This window comes from Nocardioides piscis (genome assembly GCF_011300215.1).
GTDB lineage: Bacteria > Actinomycetota > Actinomycetes > Propionibacteriales > Nocardioidaceae > Nocardioides > Nocardioides piscis.
Window position 1 is genome coordinate 1,332,103 of record NZ_CP049866.1, and the last position, 23,513, is coordinate 1,355,615.

Sequence of the window (23,513 nt, forward strand, 5' to 3'; positions counted from 1 at the left end):
AGCGTTGTCGTAGATGTCATCACGGTGATGACCATGGAGTGTGCAGAGGAGCCCCGATGAGCCAGTTCGGCGTCGAGAAGTTCACCACCCGCAGCCGTGAGGTCATCGAGGCTGCCCAGCTGGCCGCCACCACGGCGGGCAACACCCAGACCGAGCCGATCCACCTGCTCGTCGCGCTGCTCCGGCAGGAGGACGGCACCGCTCGCAGCCTCGTCACCAAGGCCGGCCTCGATCCCGCGACCTTGACGGCCGAGGCCGAGCGGGTGCTGTCGTCGATCCCCAGGGCGAGCGGCTCGACCGTCCAGCAGCCCTCCGCGAGCGCGGCGCTGACCCGGGTGCTGGCGAGCGCGATCGACCTCGCGGCCGGCATGAAGGACGACTTCGTCGCGACCGAGCACCTCTTCATCGCCGTCGCGACCGTCGAGTCGTCGGCGCGCAAGATCCTCAACGACGCCGGTCTGAGCGAGGCCGGGCTCCGCGAGGGCCTGACGGCCGTCCGGGGCAACCGTCGCGTCACCAGCCAGGACGCGGAGTCGACGTACGAGAGCCTGGAGAAGTATTCCGTCGACCTGACCCGGGCCGCGCAGGACGGTCGGCTCGACCCCGTCATCGGCCGCGACGCCGAGATCCGCCGCGTCATCCAGGTCCTCAGCCGGCGCACCAAGAACAACCCGGTCCTGATCGGTGAGCCGGGCGTCGGCAAGACCGCCGTCGTCGAGGGGCTTGCGCAGCGCATCGTCGACGGCGACGTGCCCGACAGCCTCAAGGGCCGCCGCGTCCTGAGCCTCGACCTCGCGGCCATGGTGGCCGGCGCGAAGTATCGCGGCGAGTTCGAGGAGCGGCTCAAGGCCGTGCTCGAGGAGATCAAGGACGCCGGCGGCCAGGTCATCACCTTCATCGACGAGCTCCACACAGTCGTCGGTGCGGGCGCCGGCGGCGACTCCGCGATGGACGCCGGCAACATGCTCAAGCCGATGCTCGCGCGCGGTGAGCTGCACATGATCGGCGCGACGACCCTCGACGAATATCGCGAGCGGATCGAGAAGGACCCCGCCCTCGAGCGCCGCTTCCAGCAGGTCTTCGTCGGCGAGCCGAGCGTCGAGGACACCATCCAGATCCTGCGCGGCATCCAGGAGAAGTACGAGGCCCACCACGGGGTCCGGATCACCGACGCCGCGCTGGTCGCCGCCGCGACCCTCTCCGACCGCTACATCACCGGCCGCCAGCTGCCCGACAAGGCGATCGACCTGATCGACGAGGCCAGCTCGCGGCTGCGGATGGAGCACGAGTCGTCCCCGGAGGAGATCGACCAGCTCCGCCGCCAGGTCGACCGGCTCAAGATGGAGCAGTTCGCGCTCGAGAAGGAGACCGACGACGCCTCCCGCGAGCGGCTCGAGGTCCTCAAGGCCGACCTCGCCGACAAGGAGGAGGAGCTGCGCGGGCTCGAGGCGCGGTGGGAGCGCGAGAAGGACCAGCTCCAGGGTGAGGGTGAGCTGCGCCGCCAGCTCGACCAGCTCAAGATCGAGGCTGAGAAGAAGCTCCGCGACGGCGACCTCGCCGGCGCCAGCGAGATCCAGTACGGCCAGATCCCCGAGCTCGAGAAGCAGATCGCCGAGGTCGAGAAGGCCGAGGAGGCCGACCTCGAGCCGCTCGTCGGCGAGGAGGTCGGTCCCGAGCAGATCGCCGACGTCGTCGAGGCGTGGACCGGCATCCCGACCGGCCGTCTCCTCCAGGGCGAGACGGCCAAGCTCCTCGAGATGGAGTCGGTGATCGGGCAGCGCCTGATCGGCCAGCGCAGCGCCGTACAAGCCGTGAGTGATGCCGTACGCCGATCGCGGGCCGGGATCTCCGACCCCAACCGCCCGACCGGGTCGTTCCTCTTCCTCGGGCCCACCGGCACCGGCAAGACCGAGCTGGCCAAGTCGCTCGCCGACTTCCTCTTCGACGACGAGCGGGCCATCGTCCGCATCGACATGAGCGAGTATTCCGAGAAGCACTCGGTCTCGCGGCTGGTCGGGGCTCCTCCCGGCTATGTCGGCTATGACGAGGGCGGCCAGCTCACCGAGGCGGTGCGGCGCCGGCCCTATTCGGTCGTGCTGCTCGACGAGGTGGAGAAGGCCCACCCGGAGGTCTTCGACATCCTGCTGCAGGTGCTCGACGACGGCCGCCTCACCGACGGCCAGGGCCGCACGGTCGACTTCCGCAACACGTTGCTGATCCTGACCAGCAACCTCGGCTCCCACTTCCTCGTCGACCCCACGATGGATCCGGAGACCAAGAAGGACTCGGTGATGGGCATCGTGCGCGCCTCGTTCAAGCCCGAGTTCCTCAACCGGCTCGACGAGGTGGTCATGTTCGACGCGCTCACCAAGGACGACCTGGCGCACATCGTCGACCTGCAGCTGGGCCTGCTCGAGAAGCGCCTCGCGGTCCGCCGGATCAGCATCGAGGTGAGCGACGCGGCGAGGGGCTGGCTGGCGGAGACCGGCTTCGACCCGGCGTACGGCGCTCGCCCGCTCCGTCGACTGATCCAGACGGCCATCGGCGACCCGCTCGCCCGGCTGCTGATCGGCGGCGACGTCACCGACGGCGGCACCGTCAAGGTCGACGTCGGTGACGACGGGTTGGTCATCCGCTGAGGTTTGGGTGCGCCTGGTGGAGTCCCCGGCTGACCGGGGACTCCACCACGTGTCAGGCGTTGCAACCCCTGATACGTGAGGGACTTGCCTGACAAGTGCCCGTGGGGGAGTCGAGTAGCAGGGCTTCCCGGCCGTTCGGAGGGTCGTTCAGTGCGACCAACCGCCGGTTGCATCTGGATGGGGCCGACGGGGGGCTCGCCAACAGGGAAGTCAGTCGCGAGCAGTACGGCGGCGTAGCCAGCCGCCACCCCACAGCGCCCACAGCACGAGGACCGGCTGGAAGAACAGCCGGACGAGGCGCTTGCGGTCGGTGTCGAGCCCGAAGGCGTCGGTGCCCTCGACGTATTGCGCGATGTTGCCCGGGAAGATGATCACGAAGAACGCGGCGAGCAGCCCGCCGATCAGCCGCTTCTTCTGCGGCACCGCGATGAACGTCGCGCCGAGCGCGATCTCGACAGCGCCCGAGGCCAGGACCGTGAAGTCGTCGTCGAGCGGGAACCAGTCAGGCACCTGGGCCTGGAACTCAGCGCGCTGCGCGGTCAGGTGGAGCACCCCCGCCCCGACCATCGCGGCGCCGAGGGTGAGCCGGGCGATCGTGCGTGCGGGAGAGGCCATGCCAGTCAGCCTAGGGGCAGGACCTTGCCGGGGTTCATCAGTCCACGGGGGTCGAGTGCGTCCTTCACCGAGCGCATCAACGACACCTCCACCTCGCTCTTGTATGCCGATGCGGCGGCCGCCTTCGAGGAGCCGAGCCCGTGCTCGGCGCTGATCGAGCCGTCGAGCTCCACGGTGCAGTCGTGGACGATCGCGGAGAGCTCGGCCGCTCGCGCCCAGAACGCGTCCGGCTCCAGGGACTCGGGCCGGCTCAGGTTGTAGTGCAGGTTGCCGTCGCCGACGTGGCCGTAGACGATCGGCCGGATGCCGGGCAGGGCCTGCTCCAGGGCTGGTGCGAGCCGGGAGACGAGGTCGTCGAGCGAGGTGATCGGCACCGACACGTCGTGCTTGATGGTCGGTCCGAGCGATTCCTGGGCCTCCGAGATCCGTTCCCGCAGCGCCCAGAGCCCGTCGCGCTGCGCGGGCGAGCCGGCGATGGCGGCGTCGAGGACCAAACCGGCCTCGACGGCAGCACCCAGCGCCGACTCGAGGTCGTCGCCGACCGTGGCTCCGGCCGGCCCGGCGAGCTCGATCAGCCCGAACCACGGCGCGTCGCAGGCCAGCGGGTCGGGCACGCCCTGCGACACGACGAGGTCCAGCGCCGGCCGCGAGACCAGCTCCCACGTGGTGAGGCGCTCGGCGGCGTGGTCGCGCAGGAGGGGAAGCAGCGATGCTGCCGCGGCGACCGACGGCAGGGCCACCCACGAGGTCGCCCGGGCGGGGGTGGCCGGGTGGAGGGTCAGCACGGCGCCGGTGACGATGCCGAGGGTGCCCTCGGCCCCGATGAACAGCTGGGTCAGGTCATAGCCGGTGTTGTCCTTGCGCAGCGACCGCAGCCCGTCCCAGACGCGGCCGTCGGGCAGGACGACCTCGAGCCCCAGCACGAGGCTGCGCATCATCCCGTAGCGCAGCACGGCGGTCCCGCCGGCGTTGGTGGCGATGTTGCCGCCGACGGTGCAGCTGCCCTCCGCCGCCAACGACAACGGGAACAGCCGGTCCACCGAGGCCGCCGCCTGCTGGACCTCCGCCAGCACCACGCCCGCGTCGACGGTCATGGTGCTGCTGACCGGGTCGACGTCGCGGATCTTCCGCATCCTTCCCAGCGACAGCACGACCTGCGATCCGTCGCCCGACGGGGTCGCGCCCCCGCACATGCCGGTGTTGCCGCCCTGCGGCACGATCGCGACGCCGGCCTCGTGGGCGAGTCGTACGACCGCCGAGACCTCGTCGGTCGACCCCGGCCGCACCACGGCGAGCGGCGTGCCGGCATACGCACCCCGCCAGTCGGTGGCATAGGGCGCGACGTCGGCCGCGTCCGTGAGCACGTGGTCGGCTCCGACAACAGCCGCGAGGTCGGTGGTCAACGAGGAAGGCACAGGAGTCACGGGGTCCATCATCGCGCTCAGGCGGTGATGGCGTCGCCGTGCGCCTTGGCGTGAACCAGGCGATCGCGGCGCCGTACGAGCTCGGCCACTGCCTCGAGGAAGCGGGTGGTGCTGTCGCCGACCTGCAGGTCGTCGAAGTAGAAGTGGCGCATCGCGTGGCGTTCGAAGTGGTGCGAGTCCTGCGCGAGGCGGGCCGTCAGCAGCGAGGCCAGGTCGTCGACGTTGGACTCGTCGACGACGTCGGCGCAGTGGCTCACCGGGACCTCGTCGCGGAACCGGGCAGGGTCGCAGTGGCGATCGGTGATCAGGATCGGCTTGTCGGTGCAGAGATAGAGCCAGTCGAGTCCCACCGACGAGACGTCGGTGACCATCGCGTCGCAATCGGGCATGACCGCGAGGATGTTGCCGGTCAGCACGGTGGTGTGGCCGGCCTCGGGCTCCCGCGCGGCCGCCTCGGCGATCATCTCCAGGATCGCCAGGTGGCCCGACTGGATGGCCGGTGTCAGGCTGGTGGTCACCTTCGGGTGCGGCTTGTAGACGACCCGCACGTCGGGGACTGCCAGGACGCTGCGGACGATCTCGGGACCAATGGTGTCGACGGAGGTGTAGTCGTTGTAGTCGGCGTCGCCCTCCCACGTGGGGGCATAGAGGACCGTACGGCGCGTGGTCGGCTCGATCACGGGCGCCGGCCGCAGGTCCAGCTGAGGTCGACCGACCCGCACCAGACGGGCGGGGTCGAACTCCAGCAGTCCGCTCAGGTGGCGCTGCACCGCGGCCTCCCCGGCGACGAAGACGCGGTCGTAGGCCTTGGCGTTGTTGCTCGCCATGCTCTGCTTGTCGCTCTCGCCGTGGTTGATGTGCACGTGGAGCATCTCGCCGTTGACGAGTGACTGGAAGTTGAGCGCGGAGTTGTTGCAGTAGAGGACGACCTTCGCCTCGAGCGCGGCATAGAGCTCGGTCAGCTCGGAGAAGGTCGGCGCCAGGAAGATCGACAGCCTCGTCCGGTCGCGCAGGATGGCTGCGACGTCAGGGTCGCGCACGACCAGCGCCACCGGCTGCTGTGCGTCCAGCACCTCGAGGACCTCCAGCCACTGGATCAGCTGATAGCTCCGCGTGGGGTCATCTGCGTAGTACGCAAGGGCGTGGGCGCCGTTCACACACGGATCTTAGTCGCGGGTGTAGCCCTCACGAAAACTACGACGGGTGGGCTGCCAACCGCTGGCACGCAGGCGTGCGTTGGACAGCCGCTTGCCGTGCCCCTGGGCGGGATCGGCGGCGGGAGGGGAGGGTGCGCCCAGCAGCTCGGCGAGGAACGCGGCGACGTCGCCCAGCTGTGCCGGCTCGTCGTCGGTGCCGAGATAGAGCCGCTCCGGCGGGTCGGGACGGGTGAGCAGGTGGACGACGGCGCTCGCCGCGTCCTCGCGGTGGATGCGGTTAGTCCAGCGATGCGGGTCGTCGATCCGGCCTTGGCGGACCCGGTCGAGCAACCGGGTGCTGGTGCCGCCGTACAACCCGGACAACCGCAGCACGGTGCCGCTCGGCAACCTCTCGGCGAAGAGCTCCTCGGCTGCAAGCAGCATCCGGCCCGGCCCGTCGACCGGGTGCGCCGGCGTGGACTCGTCGTCGAGGGGCGGGAGCTGCCGGCTCGCCATCACGGCGGTCGACGACACCAGGACCGCGCGCTCGGGCAGCGACCCGGAGTCGGCCAGCGCATCGAGGGCCCGCCGCATGCCGTCGACGTAGGTCGCCCGGTAGGCCTCCTCGGTGCGTGGTCGTGCGGTGAGCGCGACGACCAGGAACCGTGCTCGCAGGTCAGGCAGGACCGGAGCCTCCCGGGTCAGGTCGACGGACAGCGCGCGCAGCCCAGAGGGCACCCTGCTCGCGTTGCGGCGCAGGGCCAGCACGTCGTGCCCGCTCTCGGCCAGCCGCAGGCCGACGCTCGCGCCGAGGTCGCCGCACCCGACCAGGAGGACATCTGAGGTCACCGTTGAACGGTACGCGGGCGCCCTGGCGGCCACGCGGTGCGCGCCAGCATCGCGAGGGTGGCGGCGCTCAGCATGGGACGGCCGCGATCACCGCGCTCGGCGCGGTGCTTGGCGTTGACGGGGTGCAGCGTGCGGGGGAGGTCCACGAACTCGTGGCACAGGACCTTGACGTCCTCGGGAATGACCGAGCTGCCGTAGGCCGCGACCTGCAGGCTGGACGTGCGCAGCCGTGCCACGAGGGGGTGCGTCGACCCCGAGGACGCGACGTCCTGGTGGATCAGCGCCTCCAGCCAGGCGTCCAGCTGCTGTTGCGTCCGGCGATGCGCCCGGACGACGTCGTGCTCCTCTGGGTCGTCGTGGTCGATCGCGGTGGGCATCCACACCGGCCGGGCTGCAGGGGCCCCGTGGGCCCGGGCCCGGCTCTCGACGGCCTCCGAGAGGGTGACCCACTGCCTCACCAGGACGGCCAGGCTCAGGTCGGTCGAGCCGGCGACCTCATCGGCTCCAGCGGTGGTTGTCCCGAGACCTGCGGCGGTGTGCCATTCCCCTGTGAGTTCCACGTTCTTCACCATCCTGCGGGCGTCATGTTCGCTTTCGAGGGTGCGCCTCGCTGCGGGAGGTCGCGGCAGAACCGGCAGAATTCGCCACCTGGACTAGACATCTCGGCGGCCGGGCCGGCTGCGGGCCCGCGGCTACAGTCGACCGAATGAAGATCCTGGTGACGGGCGCGACTGGTTATGTCGGCGGCCGACTGGTCCCCCTGTTGCTCGAGCGCGGCCACGACGTCCGGACGACGACGTCCAACCCGGACCGCGAGCCAGCGTGGTGGGGACACCGGGTCGAGACGGTCGTCATGGATGCCCTCGACGCCGAGCAGGTGGCGGCCGCCTGCCATGGCGTCGACGCGGTCTACTACCTGATCCACGGGATGGGTGGCGACGACTTCGCGCAGACCGACCGTGCGGCAGCCAACAACCTCGCGGACGCCGTGCGCGCCCAGGGGGTGCCCCGGGTCGTCTACCTGTCCGGCGTCGTGCCGGACGTCAGCGACGACGAGCTCTCCGAGCACATCGAGTCGCGTCGCGAGGTCGAGCGGATCCTGGCCGAGTCGCCCGCCCTGGTGGTCGTCCTGCGCGCGGCCGTGCTCCTGGGCAGCGGGTCGACCTCGTTCGAGATCATCAGGCAGGTCAGCAAGCGCCTGCCCGTCCACACCGTCCCGACCTGGATGGACTCGATGGTCCAGCCGATCGCCGTCGTCGACGTGCTGGAGGCGCTCGTCGGAGCCCTCGACTACTCCGGCCCCTCGCGCCACTTCGACGTGGGCGGACCCGACCGGCTCCGCTACGGCGCTCTGCTCGAGGCCTACACCGCGCACGCGGGTCTGGCGCGGCCCCAGGTCGACGTCCCGCTTCTCCCCACCGCGCTCGTCGGGACGCTGGTCGGCAGCCTGACCGACGTGCCGCGACCGACGGTCGAGGCCCTCGTCGAGAGCCTGCGCCACGACATGGTGGCTGCCGACGACGACTTCGCCGCGCTGTTGCTGCCTCCGGCGCACTCCCTCGTCGGGCTCGACGAGGCGTTCGGCCGCTCCCTCGCGCCACCCGCGACGCGACCCGAGGACGCCGACCCGATGGGACCGCTGCCGCAGGACCCCTCATGGGCCAGCGGTGGCGACGACCGCCCGGTCCTCGCCAAGGTGGTCGACGCGGTCAAGGACGTCCTGCCGGACGCATGATCGGGCGCCTCCGGGGGTACGGCGCCAGCAGCCAAGCAAACGTTTCGAACTCCTGGAGGCACACACATGTCCAACGACGCCATCGTCCTGCTCAAGGAAGACCACCAGGAAGTCCGTCGGGTCTTCACCGACTTCGAGAACGCCGGTGAGAACGCAGAGGTCACCAAGGGCAAGCTCGTCGACAAGATGATCGAGCTCCTGACCGCGCACACCTACATCGAGAACGAGGTCATGTACCCGCGTGTGCGTGAGCTCCTCCCGGACCTCGAGGACGACGTGCTCGAGTCCTACGAGGAGCACCACGTCGCCGACGTGCTGGTCGTCGAGCTCGCCGCGATGAAGCCGAGCGACGAGCGCTTCGACGCCAAGACCACCGTCCTGATCGAGAACGTCCGCCACCACATGGACGAAGAGGAGCAGGAGTGGTTCCCCAAGGTGCGTGAGGGCCTCGGACGCAAGGCGCTGCAGGAGATCGGCGACGAGCTCATCGCCGCCAAGAAGAAGGCACCGAAGCGTCCGTCGCAGCCGAGCGCGCTCAAGAAGACGATCGACGCAGTCATCTCCTGAGGTCCGACTGCGTGATCCAACCACCCCGATGATCCAATGATGGGGTGACCAAAGCCACCAGCACCCGCCCGAGCCAGACGACCATGGCCGGGGTGATGGTGATGCTGGCGGGCTTCTTCGTCGTCGTGTCGGTGTGGGACTCGGTCTCGAGGTTGCGGTCCATCGAGACCCGCGAGGCGATCGAGAAGTTCCTCGCCGAGCCGCCCGGCAACGAGCTGTCGCTCTCCGTGGAGTCGGTCATCGACGTCCTGCACGTGACGTCGATGATCGCGGCGGCGTGCGCCATCGCGGCCGTCGCGCTGGGCTGGCAGGTCCTGCAGCGCAGCCGGTCGGCGCGGTTGGTCCTGTCCCTGGTCGCCATACCGCTGTTCATTACCGGCCTCGTCGCCGGCGGCTTCATGTCGGCCATCGTCGCCGTCGCGACCGCCCTGCTGTGGCTGTCCCCGTCGCGTGAGTGGCTGGCCGGGCAGGATGCACCACGGCCCGCGCAGGACCGACCCGTCGCGGCCCCGACCGCGACCTCGACCCCGGCCTCGATCTCGCCCCCGCTCTCGACCTCGACCCCGGCCCGGCGCCGACCCGACCCGGTGACGAGCGCGGTGGTCATCACCATCGTGACCGCCGGCCTGGTCTTCGTGATGACCCTGGCGAGCGTGGTGCTGTTCGCCACTCAGCCCGATCTGGTGCTGGACGAGCTCCGCCGCCAGAACCCCGACATCGAGGAGAGCGGCCTGAGCGAGGCGACGCTGGTCGCCACGTCCTACGTCTCCGGCGGCATCGGCATGCTCTGGTCGCTCCTGGCGATCGCGCTCGCAGTCCTCACGGGTGCCGGCCGGGGCTGGGCCGCGCGCGGGCTCGTCATCTGTGCCGCCGTGTGTGCCGTCCTGTGCGTGATGGCGGCCCTGGCCTCGCTCGCGGCGCTCGTCCCGGCCATCGCCGCGATCCTCACGGTCTCCCTGCTACGACGTCCGGAGTCCCGGGCGTGGTTCAGCGACGCAGGTCGGCCGCCGCCAGCCGGCTGACGCCTTCACCGATGAGCGAAGGCTGCTTGCAGAACGCCCAGCGGACCAGGTGTCGCCCCTCCTCGTGGTCGTCGTAGAACGCCTGGTTGGGGATGGCGACGACACCCGCACGCTCGGGCAGGGCCAGGCAGAACGCCCGGCCGTCCTCCCAGCCGAGGTGACGGATGTCGGTGGTCGCGAAATAGGTCCCCTCGGGCACCCGGGCCGTGAGCCCGGCCCCGGCGAGGCCCGCGACCAGCAGGTCTCGACGCGCCTGGAGGTCCTCGGCCAGAGCGGCGGGGAAGTCTGGTTCGTGGTCGAGCGCGTGGGCGACGGCCGGTTGCAGCGGTGATCCGGAGGTGAAGGTCAGCCACTGCTTGGCTGCCATCACGGCAGCGACCAGGTCGACCGGTCCGGTGGCCCAGCCGACCTTCCAGCCGGTGAACGAATAGCTCTTGCCGGCGCTGGAGAGCGTCAGCGTGCGCTCGCGCATGCCCGGCAGGGTGGCCAGCGGGACGTGCTCGTTGGAGTCGAAGACGAGGTGCTCGTAGACCTCGTCGGTGATCACGATCAGGTCGTGCTCGATCGCCACGTCTGCGACCGCCCGGAGCTCGTCGCGAGTGAGCACCGTGCCGGTGGGGTTGTGCGGTGAGTTGAGGAGGATCGCGCGGGTCCGGGGACCGACCGCCCGCCGCAGGTCGGCCGGGTCGAGGCGGAAGTCGGGGGCTCGCAGGGTCACGGGTCGGCGGGAGCCGCCACACATCTCGATCATCGCGAGATAGGAGTCGTAGAAGGGCTCCAGCACCACCACCTCGTCCCCGGGGTCGACCAGACCGAGGAGGGCTGCGGCGATGCCCTCCGTGCAGCCGGTGGTGACCACGACCTCACGGTCGGGGTCGAGCTCGATGCCGTAGTGGCGGTGCTGGTGCCGTGCGATCGCCTCGCGCAGCGCGGGGACGCCGAGGCCCGGCGCATATTGGTTGGCGCCCGACTCGAGGGCCTTGATCGCGGCCGCGATCACCGACGACGGCCCGTCGACGTCAGGGAAGCCCTGCCCGAGGTTGATCGCCCCGGTGCGAACCGCCAACGCCGACATCTCGGAGAAGACCGTCGGCGGGATCGATCGGACGCGCCGGGCCTGCTGGCGTCGCTGGTCGCTGGGCCGGTCGTGGGGCATGCGCTCGACCCTAGTGCGACAATCGCGGCCATGTCCGACCAGATGGCCGACCCCACCCTTGCCGCCGACATCGACGCGATCTGCCGCTTGACCGGCGAGTTCACCCTCCGCTCGGGTCAGGTGGCCGACACCTACTTCGACAAGTATCTCTTCGAGGCCGACCCGTCCCTCCTCGACCGGGTGGCGACGCAGATGGTGGCCCTGCTGCCGCCCGACACCGAGCTCCTGGGCGGGCTCGAGATGGGCGGGATCCCGATCGCGACGATGGTGAGCGCGAAGACCGGGATGTCCGCCCTCTTCGTGCGCAAGCAGGCCAAGGAGTACGGCACCTGCAAGCTCGCCGAGGGTCCTGACATCGCCGGTCGCCGAGTGACCCTGATCGAGGACGTGATCACCACGGGGGGTGCGGTGCGGGACGCGACGCAGGCACTGCGCGCGGCGGGCGCCGTCGTGGAGACCGTCGTGTGCGCGATCGACCGGTCGCCGGCCGGGGAGAACCCCCTCGCCGACGTCGACCTCGAGGTCCGCTCCGTCCTCACCCGGGCCCAGCTCGACGCCGCCCAGGGTTAGGTCAGACGTCCTGGCCGAGGATGTCGCGGTCGGGACGACCGTCGCCGTCGTTGTCGTCGGCCTCGGGTGAGCTGGTGCGCTTGTGCCGCCACCACTCGAAGGCCATGGGGAGCACCGAGAAGGCGACGATCAGCAGGATCGCGGTCTCCAGGTTGTTCTCGACCGCCGGGACCGTGCCGAGGAAGTAGCCGATCATCACGATCGAGGCCACCCACAGCACCGCACCGATGAAGCTCCAGGTGAAGAACCGCCGACGGTCCATGCGGGTGACACCGGCGACGACGGTGATGAAGGTGCGGACGACGGGCACGAACCGGCCCAGCACCAGCGCCTTGTTGCCGTGCTTGTCGAAGAACACCCGGGTCTGGTCGAAGTACTTCCGCTTGAGGATGCGACCGTCGCGCTCATAGAGGGCGGGCCCGATGAAGCGGCCGATCTCGTAGCCCGCGACGTTGCCGCCGAAACCGGCGGCGATCAGTGCGGGGATGGCGACCCACAGGCTGATGTCGATGTCGCCCCCGGCGATGAACATGCCCATCGCGAAGAGGAGGGAGTCGCCCGGCAGGATGGGGAAGAGCAGCCCGCACTCGACGAAGACGATGACGAGACTGATCCAGAAGAAGTGCTGACCGTAGTTGTCCAGCCACCACTGCGGGTCCATCCAGTCCAGGCCGAGCAGCTGGGGCTGGAGGAGCAGCGGGGAGAGCTCGAGTAGCGCGGTCACACGAGCAACCCTAACGAGAGATCCTTAGGGTTCTGGCATGGACGAGGAACGGGCGCCGTACGACCCCATGCCCCACGGCCCGGCCGAGGTCGGGCTCGGGCCCTGGGAGGGCGAGTGGCCCGCGGGCGAGCACTACGACCCCGAGCTCCTGCGCGACGGCGACCGGCGCAACGTCGTGGACCGCTATCGCTACTGGACCCTCGAGTCGATCGTCGCCGACCTGGACACGCGGCGGCACTGCTTCCACGTCGCGATCGAGAACTGGCAGCACGACTTCAACATCGGCACGATCGTCCGCACCGCCAACGCCTTCCTCGCCGCCGAGGTCCACATCGTCGGCAACCGTCGCTGGAACCGCCGCGGCGCGATGGTCACCGACCGCTACCAGCACGTCCGCCACCACGAGACCGCCGCCGCGCTGGCTGACTACCTGCACGAGCGCGAGGTCCGGCTCCTCGGCATCGACAACCTGCCCGGCAGTGAGCACCTCGAGACGATGATGATCCCGCGCGACGTGTGCTTCCTCTTCGGCCAGGAGGGTCCTGGCCTGTCCGCAGGCGCCCGAGAGGTCTGCGACGGCACCTTCTCCATCGCCCAGTTCGGCTCGACCCGTTCGATCAACGCCAGCTCGGCAGCGGCCATCGCGATGCACTCCTGGATCCGTGAGCATGCCGACGTCTCGACCGGAGATGCCTGGCGCGGCTGAGGGTCCGTCGGCATACGGTGCGTGGCTCCAACCCGGACCGCGGCCCCGGGCTCCCGCGCCGGACCGCGGGCCCCAAGCTCCCGCGCCGGTCAGCCGGTCACCCCTGTCACACGCGGGTGTTGTGGGCGTATGGCGACAGGGACCCGCGCAGACCGCCGCATGAGCGACCACCTGACCCCACCAGCCGCGGGTGACCGGGCTGGTGCTTGTCGCCGCCCGCCTGTCGCGGCCGACCTAGCGCGAGGCTGTCGGGCCCAGCACCTGCTGCAGCGCGCTGAGGCCGCGCGAGCTGTGGCTCTTGACCGTGCCCTCGGCGATGTCGAGCTCGCGCGCGGTCTCGCGGACGTCGAGTCCGAGCCAGTGGCGCAGCACGACCACCTTGCGCTGCATGACGGGCAGCGCCTGCAACGCCTCGAACAGTGCTGATCGTTCCTCGACCGGCAGCGGCTCGCGGACCTCGGCGTCGTGACCGTCGAGCCCGGGTCGTTCGCGGCGGTGCGGCCTGCGGGTGTCGTCGATGTGCGAACGGACGATGATCTGCCGCACGTAGGCGTCCTCCGCGCCGTCCTTCTGTATGCGCGGCCAGGCGACATAGAGCTTGGTCAGCGCGGTCTGCAGCAGGTCGTCGGCCTGGTGCCAGTCGCCGCAGACCGCATAGGCGATCCGCCGCAGATGGGTCTGCCGTGCGGCGACATAGGCGGTGAAGGCAGCGTCTCGCTGGGCGGCTCTCATCGCACGCCCCCACCCGACTCGAACTGGGCGGCTACCCAGATGACGAAGGCGTCGAGGTCGGCGTGCCTGGTGGCGAACTCGTCGACCTGGGGACGGCCCTCGACGAGACGGGCGAAGACCCACAGCGGTCGGCCGTCTGCCGTGGCCACCTGGGCGGCGATCGGCTTGTCACCCTGGCTCGTCAGGACCGGCGGCAGGTCCGCAGCGGCCCGGACCCCCACCACGCGTGCCCCCGCGGGCATGGCCAGGTCACCGTCCGCCGTCATCCGGACCTGCCTGAAGGGCTCCGCTGACGCCCCGGCAGGTCTGCCGCTGGCCCCGTCGAGCGCTCGCTGGTTGGCCACGACGGTGGGGAGCCAGTCCGAGAGTGATCCCGCTGCGTCGTTGGCGTGGGTGCTGAAGCCGTTGCGGGTGCCGGCCAGCATCACGAACTTCTCGAGCCCGTCGCGGACGACGTGCAGGCCGACCGAGCGCCACCCGGGACGGGTGTAGCCCATCGGGTTGTCGATGGTCTCGACCACCGTCCAGCCCGGGGCCACGCGCACCTCGGTCCTCGAGTCGAAGGCCGCGGGGTTGCCCAGGAAGTCGACGCGTTCCTGGCGCTCGGCGGCCTTGGTCTCCTCGGACGCGCCGCGCTCGGGCGACGGGCTCGGCGCCTGTGTCGCGACCTGCCCGTGCGGGGGGTCCCGGCGCCCGGTGACATGGCCCAGCCGACGCCGCCGACGACGAGGACGCTGGCGAGGGCGGCGGCGCCCATCGCCATACGGCGCCGGCGCAGTGCCGCGCGCCCGGCGTGCAGGTAGTCGGCCGGTGGTCGCCCCTCAGGTGTGCCGAAGGAGGCGTCGAGCTCATGGCCCCAGTCGATGTCGGTGCTCATCGATCCCCCTTCAACGTCAGCCTGTCACCACCCAGACGGAGCGTGCAGGCGATCGGTTGCCTCGTGCGGCACGTGAAAAGACGGCGACCGCCCTCCGGGTGGAGGACGGTCGCCGTCTGTGGGTGCGGTGGCTACCTGCGGCTGCACGCCCGCAGGTCGACGCTGAGGTGCTGCCCCCGGTCGATCACGACGGGCACCGTCTGGCGCACCTGCCCGTCGACCTCGCAGGTCAACGTCCAGGCCTCGACCAGTGGAGCGGTCTGCTGCTCCGTGGCGTTGTAGAGGGCGGCCGTCAGCGTGTAGGTCGGCGTCACGGAGGCGAAGTTGATCACCCGCAGCACGTAGGTGCCGGGCGTCGGCGCGTTGATCGTCGCCTTCTCCTTGTCGCCCACGAAGTTGCCCGAGCTGCCGACCGCGGTGAGGGAGCCGTCGGCGTTCTTGCGATAGACCTCCAGGTCGAGGTCGTCCGGCGTCGGCCAGTCGAGGTCGACCTGCAGGATCTCCTGGTCGGCCTCGGTCACCACGAACTCGTGGTCCACCGAGCCGCCGGGCGGCGGCGTGCCGGTGAAGGTCTCCGAGCGCGTCGGCTCCTCCTCGAGCAGCTTGATCAGCCGGGACTGGACGACTGGGCGGGTCGACTGGTTGATGTCCCAGGTGAAGGTCTTGCCGCTGGTGACCATGCTGGTCTCGAGCGAGTCGGTGAAGTCGTTCTCCGGGCTCCACGTCGGGGTCGAGAACTCCTTGCGCAGCCGGAGCGTGGCACCGGCGGGGGCCTTGCCCGAGATCACTGCGTGGGAGGAGCGGTCCACAGCGTTCTCGAAGGCGACGAGGTAGGCCTCGCGGTTGCCCTTCCCGGCATAGGCACCGGCACCGACGTATTCGTCGACGACCTGGGCGAACGGCGGGTGGAACTCGTTGGGGCCGATCTCGAAGGTGTAGCCGTAGCCACCCGTCGCGTTGTAGGACCAGTCCTCGGTGGTGCCGGTGGTGTCGTAGAGCTCCCAGCCGTGGATGTTCGCATAACCGTTGTTGGCCGTCATCTCGGCGCCCAGGACCTTCATCGCCTCCTCGTCGGGGGCGTCGCCGACCGGCAGCCCGTCGTGCCCGATGGTGGTCGGGTTGACCCCGTTGGGCCGCAGGACGAGGTTGGAGAAGGTGTGGTTGGAGATCATCATCGTGACCTGGCGGGTGGAGATGAGGTCACGCACGTTGCGGGTCTCCGGCTCCGAGAAGGGCTCGGCCCCGCGATAGGTCGGGTCGGCGAACAGGTCGGAGGCGCCGGGCCCGCCCCACAGGCCGCCGTAGTTGCGGTTGAGGTCGGTGCCGATGAGGAAGCCGCCGGGGCTGGTGGCGCTGAAGGCCGCGCAGGTGCCGTCGGGGGTGTCCTGACCGTCGACGACGCGGCAGTTCTTGCGCTTGTAGGCGTTGCCGGGGGTGCCGAGGATGGTCGCGGTCCCACCACCGTCGATCTCACGCAGGTCGACGAGTTGGCCGTCGGTGAAGGACAGGTGGAACCCGTCGGGGTTCACGACAGGTACGACGACCATGCGACCGCGCTCGAGCAGTCCGCTGATCCGGGGGTCGCCGGCGCGGGCACCCTTGACCAGGTCGACGGCGAACTCCATCGCGTGCTCGCCCGAGGGCCACTCGCGTGCGTGGTGGACGCCGAACATCGCGAAGGTCGGCCGGCCGTCGCGGGCGGCGACGTTCTTGGCGATCTCGACGCCATGGACGGTCCGGCCGTCCAGCGTCTTCTCGGGCAGCGTGAGCAGCTTGACCAGACCGGGGTTGGCCTCGGCCATCGCCTTCATCTCGGCGTTGTAGTCGGCCAGGCTGCGATAGGCGTCGCGTCCCGAGGGCAGCGACGTCCGGAGGGTGGTGGCTGCGAACAGGTCGTCGAGCCGGTTGATCTCCGCCTCCCGACGCAGCAGGTCGGGGATCCGTACGTCATAGGTGAAGCCGGCCGCGCGCAGTGCCTCGCGGTCTGCGGCGGTGTGCAGCACGACCTCGATGTAGTCGTGGCCGGCGTGCTCGGTGAGGTCGAGGCCGAGAGCCTGCAGACGCGTCTTCGCGTCTCGGTCGGGGGTGTCGACCGTGACGAGCTGGGGTGCGAAGACGTCGGTGAGCACCGGGACGCCCTGGGCGGACGACGGGACCGTGAAGGCCGCAGCGGTGAGGGCGAGAGCGACGAGGGCAGCGGCCGCTGCCGGGCGGCCGCGAGAGGAGCGAAGACGCATCGGAAAATTCCTCCGGGGGATGAGGTCTGCGGCGGGTCTTCGCCGCATGACCACCATCAACGGCCAGGAGTGCCGGAGGTCACGCTGGGTTCAGGCCGGCTCCAGCATCAGGAAGTTGATGGCCGACCGAGCGCGGGCGGCGTGGCGCTGGACCTCGGCGGCGGTGATCTGGAGGATGTCCGCGACGTCGGGGACCGACACGTCGAGCCAGTGGTGGAGCACCAGCGCCTTGCGCTGGATGACGGTCAGGGACTGGAGGCCGTCGAAGAGCAACGACTCGTCCTCGAACGGGTAGTCGTCCCCGCGGGCGTTGCAGCTGCGCGGCGTGGGCGAGTCCGTGACGACGGCGTTCCCGAGGGCGCGGTGGACGAATTCGTCGGCTCGGGCGGGATCGCCGATGCGGGACCAGCCGAGCTGCAGGCTCGTCAGGATGGCGAGCGACAGCGTCTCGGCCTGGGTCCAGTCGCAGCAGATGGCGTGAGCGAGGCGGCGTACGTAGGGGCCGCGCTCGGCGGCGTAGTCGAAGAACGCAGCGGAGGGCGGGCAGCGCCAGTCCAGTGGTGTGCCGACCAGGGACGCGTCGATCTCGTGCACCCAGTCGATGCTGGTGGTCATGTAGTTGTTGACGCTCCAGCTGCCCATTTGGTTGCGATGGGCCTCGTTCCCGCGGGGGCCGTGGACCGATTAGGGTCGTGGTCGACAGCGTCGATGTCTTCCGAGGAGCAACACATGCCCATCGCCACCCCCGAGATCTATGCGCAGATGCTGGACGACGCGAAGGCCAAGTCCTTCGCCTTCCCGGCCATCAACGTGTCCTCGTCGCAGACCCTCAACGCTGCCCTGAAGGGCTTCGCCGACGCCGGCTCCGACGGGATCATCCAGGTCTCCACGGGCGGTGCCGAATATCTGTCGGGCCCCTCGGTCAAGAACATGGTGACGGGCTCGGTCGCCTTCGCCGCCTATGCAGCCGAGGTCGCCAAGAACTACCCCGTCAACATCGCGCTGCACACCGATCACTGCCCCAAGGACAAGCTCGACGGCTTCGTCCGGCCGCTGGTCGCCATCTCCGCCGAGCGCGTGGCTCGCGGCGAGAACCCGCTCTTCCAGTCGCACATGTGGGACGGCTCCGCGGTGCCGCTCGACGAGAACCTCGAGATCGCCCGTGAGCTCCTGGCGCAGTGTGCTGCCGCCAAGATCATCCTCGAGGTCGAGATCGGCGTCGTGGGTGGCGAGGAGGACGGTGTCGCCAACGAGATCAACGACCAGCTCTACACCACGCCCGAGGACGCGCTGGCCACCGTGCGTGCGCTCGGAACCGGCGAGAACGGTCGCTACATCACCGCGCTGACCTTCGGCAACGTGCACGGGGTCTACAAGCCCGGCAACGTCAAGCTCCGCCCGGAGATCCTGCGCGACGCCCAGTCGGCCGTGACCGCCGAGCTCGGTCTGGCCGACGACGCTCGTCCGTTCGACCTCGTCTTCCACGGTGGGTCGGGCTCGACGCCTGCGGAGATCGGTGCTGCCGTCGACTTCGGCGTCATCAAGATGAACGTCGACACCGACACCCAGTACGCCTTCACCCGCCCCGCCGCCGCGCACATGTTCACCAACTACGACGGCGTGCTCAAGGTCGACGGCGAGGTCGGCAACAAGAAGGCCTACGACCCCCGCGCATGGGGCAAGGCTGCCGAGGCCGGCATGGCCGCGCGTGTCGTCGAGGCGTGCGAGAACCTCCGCTCGGCAGGGACCTCGCTGGGGGCCTGAGCCTTCCTTCTCTGTCGCGGACCAGCCTCCGCTGAGTGGTCCACGTGAGCACCCCCGCCCCCATCAGTGGGAGCGGGGGTGCTTCGTCGTCGGAGCAGTTGCCGCAGGGGTTGCGTCAGGCGTCAGGCCAGCAACGCGTCGTACGCCGACTGGCTGGAGTCGCGCAGGAACGTCGAGCACCGCTCCCACTCCGCGGTCTCTCCGATGGCCCGGGCGCTGAGGGCGAGCATCGCCAGGCAGGTCAGGAAGCCGCGGTTGGGCTCGTGCTCCCACGGCACCGGGCCGTGGCCCTTCCAGCCGTTGCGGCGCAACATGTCGAGCGAGCGGTGGTAGCCGACGCGCGAATAGGCATAGATGGTCACGTCGTCAGCGCCCTCGTCCTGGGCCCGCCGCGCCATGGCGGCCCACGCCGCGGGGGAGTCGGGGTGCCGGCGGACCACGGCCTCGGGCGCGTCCCCGGCCTCGACCTCGGCAGCAGCGGGATCGACGGGAAGATGCGTGGGCGGGGGACCGGCTAGGAGATCGACGTGGCTCATGGGGCCAGCCTAGGCGCGGGGCCCCATTCACCTTGTAACGCGCTGTCCGCGGCAGTCCCGACCCGTCGCTACGGCGCAGTTGTGCGCCGGACAGCGCGTTACAACGCGCACGGGGGTGGGGAGGCAGGCATCCACAGGGGGACCCGGCGGTGGTGCGTCCACAGGCAGTCGCAGCTCGGGCGACGCGACGCCGGAGCCGAGGGTCACCCTGACGCCATGGAGACACGGATCGAGGCAGCAGTAGCCGCGGGAGGAGGTCTGGTCACAGCCAGATGCCTCCGGGAGCTGGGCGTGGATCCGCGCAGGATCACGCGAGCCGTCCGCGACCGAGAGCTCGTCGCCGTACGCCGCGGTGTCTACACCACGGCCGCACGGTGGGACGCGCTCGATGAGTTCAGCGGGCGCCCCTTGGCTCGGGTGCAGTCCGTGCACCGCACGGTGTCGCTGCCACATGTGTTCAGTCACGACTCCGCGGCGCTGATCCACGGGCTGCCGCTCATCGACGCGCGCACTGCCGACGTGCACCTCACCCGGGCAAGGTGCCTGGGATCGAGGGTCCGTCACGGCGTGCGGCATCACGGCGCGCCATACGCCCCGGCCTCCGTGATCGACGTCGAGGGGCTGCCCGTGCTGCCCATCGCCCGCACCGTCGCGGACCTGGCCCGGGAGCACGGCTACGAGGCGGGGTTGGTGGCTGCCGACGCCGCACTGCGCAGAGGGGCCACAGTCCGAGAGCTTCGAGATGCGTATGCCGACATGCGCTCCTGGCCGGGCGTCTCGTGCTGTCGCGCCGTCGTGGACGACGCCGACGCGGGAGCCGAGAGCGCCGCCGAGACGTTGGCGCGCATCCTGGTCAACGAGCTGGGGATCGGTCCGGTGGAGACCCAGTTCCCGGTCGTCGTCGACAACCGGGTCCGGTGGGCCGACCTGCGAGTGGGATGCCACCTATTCGAGGTCGACGGGTTCATCAAGCTCCTGCCGGCCGCCGATGGTGGGGTGGCGACCAGGTCTGCTGCCCGGGTCGTGTGGGACGACCGCAAACGTGACCGAGAGCTGGGCGCCGTCGGGCTGGGGATCAGCCACCTCGTGTGGGCTGACTTCTTCGGCTTGCGGCGCGCCCAGGCACTCGAACGCCTGGCCGCTGAGCATGCGATCACCACCGCTCGCTTCGGTGCGAGGCTGCCCGACCACCTGGAGATCGCGGCGAGGCGGCTGCGCGGGCGTCGCACCCCCACCGTGGGTCTGTAACGCGCTGTTAGCTGCGCACCCGCCCCGTTGCAGTGGCGCGGCAGTGCGAGTAGCAGCGCGTTACAAGGACACGGCCGGCGCGCCGAGCAACGAGCGGACGGTGTCCTGGCCGAGCGCGACGATCAGCGTCGGCAGGCGGGGGCCGCGGTCGGCGTCGACCAGCAGGTTGTAGAGCAACCTGAAGAACGCCTTCTGGTCGGCCTTGACCTCATCGGTCGGGGCGTCGTCGAAGCCGAGGCCCCGAGCCACCTTCGGGACGCCGTAGACGACCGTGGTCACCGACTCGAGCTCGAGCTCCTCGGGCAGCCGGTCGAGGAAGAGCCGCAGCCACAGCTCCTCGTCCTCGGACAGCGACGCGAGCCGTGCGGTGTCCGGCGTGGCCCGCACGGTCGTGCGCTCCGACTCGGGCAGCGATGCGGTCCACGCCATCGCTCGGCCGAGGCGCGGTTCGAGGTCGGCGACGGATGTGTGGGGGAAGCCGAGGTGCTCGATGACCCGGCTGATCAGGTCGGCCGAGCCGGCCGTCACGTCAGCCACCGAGGACAGGGTCCGGAACGGCACCGGGACCGCCGAGGTCGGCAGGGGACCGGCGGCGGTGGCCGAGGCGCGTTCGAAGGCGAGGACCTGGGCGTCGCGCTTGGTGGGGTCGGCGGCCTTGCGTCGCAGGGCGTCCCACTCGTCGTACAACCGCACGACCTCGGGGCCGAAGTCGATGGTGAACGCCTGCTTGGGAGCCCGCCGGGTGTAGAGCCAGCGCACCATCGGCGCCTCCAGGATGGCCAGCGCGTCGGCCGGCGTCGGCACCCCACCGCTCGACGACGACATCTTCTGCATCCCCGCGATCCCGACGAACGCATAGGTCACGCGCGCCGGTGCCCGCCAGTCGAAGATCGACGAGACGAGCTCCTGGCCGACGGTGTAGGAGGAGCCGGGCGTCATGTGGTCGAGCCCGGCCGGTTCGAAGTTGACCTTCTCCCAGGCCCACCTCATCGGCCAGTCGACCTTCCAGACGAGCTTGCCGCCGTCCTCGCTCGTGACGTTGGTGACGCCGCTGAAGCCACAGACCTGACAGGTGTAGGAGAGGTCGGTGGAGTCGTCGTCATAGGCCGTGACGTCGGTGGTGTCGCGACCGCACTGACCGCACCACGGCTTGTAGGGGAAGCGGGAGAGAGCGCCGGAGCCGGTCGTCTCCTCCTCGTTGGCGACGGACTCGGCGAGCGAGGCTGCTTCCTCGTCGCTCTCGGCGACCGGACCGGTCTTGGTGCGATAGCCGGCGAGGACGTCCTCGATCCGGTCGCGGTGCCGGATGGCGTGCAGGATCTGGTCGCGATAGGTCCCGGCCTGATACATCAGCGTCTGGCTGATCTCGTCCATCTCGACGCCGAGCTCGGCCAGCGACGCCTGCAGCGGGGACTTGAAGTGCGTGGCCCAGGAGTCGTGGCACCCCCACGGGTCGGGTACGGCGGACAGCGGCCGCCCGATGTGGTCGCTCCACTCCGGGGGGACCCCGGCAGGGACCTTGCGGAAGCGGTCGTAGTCGTCCCAGGAGTGCAGGTGGCGCACGGCGATGCCCCGGCGCCGCAGCTCCTCCGCCACGAGGTGCGGGGTCAGGAACTCGCGCAGGTTGCCGAGGTGGATGGGTCCCGACGGGCTGGCGCCGGACGCGACCGTGACGAGGTTGCCCTCGCCGGCGTGCCGGACGGCGTCGTCAGCCGCGCGCGTGACCCAGTCGATGGGGTCGCCGGACTGTCCGCCTCGTGTCATGGCCGGAAGGCTATCCGGCGCACGACGAAGGCACCGAAGTCGTCCCCTGCGGCGACTCCGGTGCCTTGTGCGTCTGCTGCCATGTCGGCGGTCGGGCGGCACACCCCCCGGTGCTTCGCCCGACCTCGACGCAACCCCCATTGTGAACAAGTGCGATGCGCTATCCGTGGCCCAAAGCGGCCGGTGACACTATGCTGCCAGTCGTGCCCCGTCGTCCGCTCGCCCAAGCTTTCGGTCTCCCGGCGCCCATGGACGAGCTCTATCGCACAGTGCTGACCGGGTCGGGTGGTTCGCTCGGCGAGCTCGCCCAGTCGCTGTTCGTGACGCCCGAGCAGCTCCTGCAACGTCTTGGCCCGCTGATCGCGAACGACATCGTCCGGGTCGACGGCGACACCCTGGACGTGGCCTCCCCGGTCGACGCGGTGTCGAGGTTCGTGACCGCCCAGGCCGACGCGCTCGCTGAGGCGGGCAGCCAGCTGCGTCGGATCGCCTCGTCCCTCCCGGTCCTGGTCGAGATGGGGGGCGAGCCCGCTCATGCCCCCTCCACGGTCATCGGTGCCGAGGTCGACACCGACAGCGAGGCCCTGGAGTCACTGCTCGGCATGATCGCGGAGTCGCACGGTGACCTGTGCTTCCTCCGTCCGGACCAGTGGCGGCTCTCCAGCGAGTCGACCATGGCCCTGGCCGTGAACAGTGCCGTCAGGTCAGGACGACGAGTGCGCGCCATCTATCCGGCGGGGGCGCTGAAGGAGGCGCCCGAGATCCTGATCGGGCGAGCCGCCATCGGCGAGCAGATCCGGGTGCTGCCCGAGGTCCCCAGCAGGCTGGCGATCGTGGGCGCCACCCGAGCCGTGCTGCCCGACCCCCTCGGTGTCCGCAACCAGCGGTGGCTCATCGTGCAGCACCAGACCATCGTGGCGAGCCTCACCGCGTGGTTCGACCTGCTGTGGGGATCGGCGACCGCCGTACCGATGCTCGACCGCGGAGAGGCACGACCCGACCTGCGGCGACTGCTGCTGGCCCAGCTCGCCGCCGGCGCCAAGGACGAGCAGATCGCGCGCAACCTCGGGACCAGCCTGCGAACGGTCCGCCGGCGCGTCGCCTCGCTGATGGACGAACTCGGCGTGGACAGCCGGTTCCAGGCCGGTGCAGAGGCCGCACGCCGGGGCTGGCTGTAGGCGCGTGGCAGCCTCACCCATAGGGATGGATCGC

Annotated in this window: 22 protein-coding genes; 9 read left to right on the forward strand and 13 right to left on the reverse strand. The window is 70.3% G+C overall.

Features of this window, described 5'->3' with window-relative positions; translation table 11 throughout:
- Positions 1 to 56: 56 nt before the first annotated feature.
- Positions 57 to 2,639 carry an ATP-dependent chaperone ClpB gene (gene clpB / locus G7071_RS06565; RefSeq protein WP_166316432.1) on the forward strand — a complete coding sequence of 861 codons (2,583 nt, stop codon included), beginning with the start codon at positions 57 to 59 and terminating at the stop codon, positions 2,637 to 2,639.
- Positions 2,640 to 2,849: 210 nt separating this feature from the next.
- Here the strand turns inward: clpB and G7071_RS06570 are convergent, their stop codons facing one another.
- From G7071_RS06570 to G7071_RS06590, 5 genes are read right to left on the reverse strand one after another with little or no spacing between them, the layout of a single operon-like run.
- Entirely contained in the window at positions 2,850 to 3,254 is a 405-nt protein-coding gene (locus tag G7071_RS06570) for a DoxX family protein (RefSeq protein ID WP_166316435.1), read from the reverse strand.
- Positions 3,255 to 3,259: 5 nt separating this feature from the next.
- Positions 3,260 to 4,678, reverse strand: a complete 1,419-nt coding sequence (locus G7071_RS06575) for an FAD-binding oxidoreductase (RefSeq protein ID WP_206062927.1) — start codon at positions 4,676 to 4,678, stop codon at positions 3,260 to 3,262.
- A gap of 17 nt (positions 4,679 to 4,695) precedes the next feature.
- Positions 4,696 to 5,835 carry a CDP-glycerol glycerophosphotransferase family protein gene (locus tag G7071_RS06580; RefSeq protein WP_166316438.1) on the reverse strand — a complete coding sequence of 380 codons (1,140 nt, stop codon included), beginning with the start codon at positions 5,833 to 5,835 and terminating at the stop codon, positions 4,696 to 4,698.
- A gap of 9 nt (positions 5,836 to 5,844) precedes the next feature.
- Positions 5,845 to 6,663: an NAD-dependent epimerase/dehydratase family protein gene (locus G7071_RS06585; RefSeq protein ID WP_166316441.1), complete on the reverse strand. Its 819-nt coding sequence runs from the start codon at positions 6,661 to 6,663 to the stop codon at positions 5,845 to 5,847.
- Positions 6,660 to 7,223: a hypothetical protein gene (locus G7071_RS06590; protein ID WP_166316444.1), complete on the reverse strand. Its 564-nt coding sequence runs from the start codon at positions 7,221 to 7,223 to the stop codon at positions 6,660 to 6,662. The genes G7071_RS06585 and G7071_RS06590 overlap by 4 nt, the downstream gene beginning before the upstream one ends.
- Before the next feature lie 146 nt (positions 7,224 to 7,369).
- On the opposite strand from G7071_RS06590, the gene G7071_RS06595 reads away from it, so the two are divergent.
- From G7071_RS06595 to G7071_RS06605, 3 genes are all read left to right on the forward strand, one after another.
- Entirely contained in the window at positions 7,370 to 8,398 is a 1,029-nt protein-coding gene (locus G7071_RS06595) for an NAD(P)H-binding protein (protein ID WP_206062928.1), read from the forward strand.
- Between the two features lie 66 nt (positions 8,399 to 8,464).
- A complete protein-coding gene (locus G7071_RS06600) occupies positions 8,465 to 8,965 on the forward strand; it encodes a hemerythrin domain-containing protein (RefSeq protein WP_166316447.1) in 501 nt (166 codons plus the stop codon).
- Between the two features lie 44 nt (positions 8,966 to 9,009).
- Positions 9,010 to 9,987: a hypothetical protein gene (locus G7071_RS06605; RefSeq protein WP_166316450.1), complete on the forward strand. Its 978-nt coding sequence runs from the start codon at positions 9,010 to 9,012 to the stop codon at positions 9,985 to 9,987.
- Here the strand turns inward: G7071_RS06605 and G7071_RS06610 are convergent.
- Positions 9,953 to 11,143 carry a pyridoxal phosphate-dependent aminotransferase gene (locus G7071_RS06610; protein ID WP_166316453.1) on the reverse strand — a complete coding sequence of 397 codons (1,191 nt, stop codon included), beginning with the start codon at positions 11,141 to 11,143 and terminating at the stop codon, positions 9,953 to 9,955. The two genes, G7071_RS06605 and G7071_RS06610, sit on opposite strands and share 35 nt — an antisense overlap.
- Positions 11,144 to 11,173: 30 nt before the next feature.
- On the opposite strand from G7071_RS06610, the gene pyrE reads away from it, so the two are divergent.
- A complete protein-coding gene (pyrE, locus tag G7071_RS06615; RefSeq protein ID WP_206062929.1) occupies positions 11,174 to 11,713 on the forward strand; it encodes an orotate phosphoribosyltransferase in 540 nt (179 codons plus the stop codon).
- 1 nt (position 11,714) lies between these two features.
- On the opposite strand, the gene G7071_RS06620 is transcribed toward pyrE, so the two are convergent.
- Positions 11,715 to 12,437 carry a DedA family protein gene (locus tag G7071_RS06620; protein ID WP_246210551.1) on the reverse strand — a complete coding sequence of 241 codons (723 nt, stop codon included), beginning with the start codon at positions 12,435 to 12,437 and terminating at the stop codon, positions 11,715 to 11,717.
- Positions 12,438 to 12,474: 37 nt separating this feature from the next.
- Between G7071_RS06620 and G7071_RS06625 the strand changes: the two genes are divergently transcribed.
- Positions 12,475 to 13,143, forward strand: coding sequence for an RNA methyltransferase (locus G7071_RS06625; protein ID WP_166316456.1), 669 nt, complete (start codon positions 12,475 to 12,477; stop codon positions 13,141 to 13,143).
- A gap of 234 nt (positions 13,144 to 13,377) precedes the next feature.
- Here G7071_RS06625 and G7071_RS06630 read toward each other — a convergent pair whose 3' ends face one another.
- The 4 genes from G7071_RS06630 to G7071_RS06645 all read right to left on the reverse strand — a co-directional run bounded on the left by G7071_RS06630 (position 13,378) and on the right by G7071_RS06645 (position 17,631).
- The gene (locus G7071_RS06630; RefSeq protein WP_166316459.1) at positions 13,378 to 13,875 is read right to left on the reverse strand and encodes a SigE family RNA polymerase sigma factor; all 498 of its coding nucleotides are present in this window, start codon (positions 13,873 to 13,875) and stop codon (positions 13,378 to 13,380) included.
- On the reverse strand, positions 13,872 to 14,420 hold the full coding sequence (locus G7071_RS06635) for a hypothetical protein (RefSeq protein WP_166316462.1): 549 nt from the start codon (positions 14,418 to 14,420) through the stop codon (positions 13,872 to 13,874). The genes G7071_RS06630 and G7071_RS06635 overlap by 4 nt, the downstream gene beginning before the upstream one ends.
- A gap of 463 nt (positions 14,421 to 14,883) precedes the next feature.
- Positions 14,884 to 16,989: a M14 family zinc carboxypeptidase gene (locus G7071_RS06640; RefSeq protein ID WP_166316465.1), complete on the reverse strand. Its 2,106-nt coding sequence runs from the start codon at positions 16,987 to 16,989 to the stop codon at positions 14,884 to 14,886.
- 90 nt (positions 16,990 to 17,079) lie between these two features.
- Positions 17,080 to 17,631, reverse strand: coding sequence for an RNA polymerase sigma factor (locus G7071_RS06645; protein ID WP_166316468.1), 552 nt, complete (start codon positions 17,629 to 17,631; stop codon positions 17,080 to 17,082).
- A gap of 87 nt (positions 17,632 to 17,718) precedes the next feature.
- On the opposite strand from G7071_RS06645, the gene fbaA reads away from it, so the two are divergent.
- The gene (gene fbaA, locus G7071_RS06650; RefSeq protein WP_166316471.1) at positions 17,719 to 18,753 is read left to right on the forward strand and encodes a class II fructose-bisphosphate aldolase; all 1,035 of its coding nucleotides are present in this window, start codon (positions 17,719 to 17,721) and stop codon (positions 18,751 to 18,753) included.
- 122 nt (positions 18,754 to 18,875) lie between these two features.
- Here fbaA and G7071_RS06655 read toward each other — a convergent pair whose 3' ends face one another.
- Positions 18,876 to 19,289, reverse strand: coding sequence for a DUF3151 domain-containing protein (locus tag G7071_RS06655; RefSeq protein WP_166316474.1), 414 nt, complete (start codon positions 19,287 to 19,289; stop codon positions 18,876 to 18,878).
- Positions 19,290 to 19,580: 291 nt separating this feature from the next.
- Between G7071_RS06655 and G7071_RS06660 the strand changes: the two genes are divergently transcribed.
- Positions 19,581 to 20,537: a hypothetical protein gene (locus tag G7071_RS06660; protein WP_246210552.1), complete on the forward strand. Its 957-nt coding sequence runs from the start codon at positions 19,581 to 19,583 to the stop codon at positions 20,535 to 20,537.
- A gap of 60 nt (positions 20,538 to 20,597) precedes the next feature.
- On the opposite strand, the gene lysS is transcribed toward G7071_RS06660, so the two are convergent.
- Positions 20,598 to 22,301: a lysine--tRNA ligase gene (gene lysS / locus G7071_RS06665; RefSeq protein ID WP_166316480.1), complete on the reverse strand. Its 1,704-nt coding sequence runs from the start codon at positions 22,299 to 22,301 to the stop codon at positions 20,598 to 20,600.
- Between the two features lie 248 nt (positions 22,302 to 22,549).
- Between lysS and G7071_RS06670 the strand changes: the two genes are divergently transcribed.
- Positions 22,550 to 23,479 carry a LuxR C-terminal-related transcriptional regulator gene (locus tag G7071_RS06670; protein WP_166316483.1) on the forward strand — a complete coding sequence of 310 codons (930 nt, stop codon included), beginning with the start codon at positions 22,550 to 22,552 and terminating at the stop codon, positions 23,477 to 23,479.
- Positions 23,480 to 23,513 lie beyond the last annotated feature (34 nt).

What these genes read in the sequence shown, in the direction of transcription:
- G7071_RS06570 (WP_166316435.1), bottom strand. Translation starts at nt 3,254, where the DNA reads ATGGCCTCTCCCGCACGCACGATCGCCCGGCTCACCCTCGGCGCCGCG.
- G7071_RS06645 (WP_166316468.1), bottom strand. Translation starts at nt 17,631, where the DNA reads ATGGGCAGCTGGAGCGTCAACAACTACATGACCACCAGCATCGACTGG.
- G7071_RS06625 (WP_166316456.1), top strand. Translation starts at nt 12,475, where the DNA reads ATGGACGAGGAACGGGCGCCGTACGACCCCATGCCCCACGGCCCGGCC.
- G7071_RS06600 (WP_166316447.1), top strand. Translation starts at nt 8,465, where the DNA reads ATGTCCAACGACGCCATCGTCCTGCTCAAGGAAGACCACCAGGAAGTC.
- G7071_RS06670 (WP_166316483.1), top strand. Translation starts at nt 22,550, where the DNA reads ATGGACGAGCTCTATCGCACAGTGCTGACCGGGTCGGGTGGTTCGCTC.
- clpB (WP_166316432.1), top strand. Translation starts at nt 57, where the DNA reads ATGAGCCAGTTCGGCGTCGAGAAGTTCACCACCCGCAGCCGTGAGGTC.
- G7071_RS06630 (WP_166316459.1), bottom strand. Translation starts at nt 13,875, where the DNA reads ATGAGAGCCGCCCAGCGAGACGCTGCCTTCACCGCCTATGTCGCCGCA.
- pyrE (WP_206062929.1), top strand. Translation starts at nt 11,174, where the DNA reads ATGTCCGACCAGATGGCCGACCCCACCCTTGCCGCCGACATCGACGCG.
- G7071_RS06655 (WP_166316474.1), bottom strand. Translation starts at nt 19,289, where the DNA reads ATGAGCCACGTCGATCTCCTAGCCGGTCCCCCGCCCACGCATCTTCCC.
- G7071_RS06640 (WP_166316465.1), bottom strand. Translation starts at nt 16,989, where the DNA reads ATGCGTCTTCGCTCCTCTCGCGGCCGCCCGGCAGCGGCCGCTGCCCTC.
- G7071_RS06610 (WP_166316453.1), bottom strand. Translation starts at nt 11,143, where the DNA reads ATGCCCCACGACCGGCCCAGCGACCAGCGACGCCAGCAGGCCCGGCGC.
- G7071_RS06595 (WP_206062928.1), top strand. Translation starts at nt 7,370, where the DNA reads ATGAAGATCCTGGTGACGGGCGCGACTGGTTATGTCGGCGGCCGACTG.
- fbaA (WP_166316471.1), top strand. Translation starts at nt 17,719, where the DNA reads ATGCCCATCGCCACCCCCGAGATCTATGCGCAGATGCTGGACGACGCG.
- lysS (WP_166316480.1), bottom strand. Translation starts at nt 22,301, where the DNA reads ATGACACGAGGCGGACAGTCCGGCGACCCCATCGACTGGGTCACGCGC.